Raw genomic sequence first — 366 nt, forward strand, 5'->3', positions numbered from 1 at the left:
CCTTAACGCCGTCCGCGCCGCGCGTAATCGTTACGCGCTGACCCGTGTAGCTGACGAACGTTTCGTGAACCGGTGCCACCCAGAAATGATACGGCGTTTCCCAAACTTCGTCGTTCAGGGGTGATGCCCTGCGCACCGTGCGGCCCACAACAAAGAACTCGGAAGTGCTCGCGCTGTAGCCGCCTTCACTGTTCGGCAATACCTGTGCTGCGAACAGCGTCACTCCGTGTTTCAGGTCCGAGTGCTTGACCGTTTTGCGCTTCGCCATGATTTCCTCCTGTGAATTGATGAAATAAAGTATAACGGGAGCCTCAGCCCCCGTCAAGTACTTATCGCATCTTGTTGCCGTTGAGGATCGTGTGAATC

1 protein-coding gene is annotated in these 366 nt (G+C 55.7%); it reads right to left on the reverse strand.

Annotation, left to right across the window (positions count from 1 at the left end; genetic code table 11):
* On the reverse strand, window positions 1-268 hold a 268-nt coding region (locus tag AC1RP1_RS08050; protein ID WP_481762723.1), incomplete at its 3' end, for a hypothetical protein.
* Window positions 269-366: the final 98 nt, after the last annotated feature.

The sequence above is a fragment of the Dellaglioa sp. CoH-56-MRSF-13 genome (genome assembly GCF_056782095.1).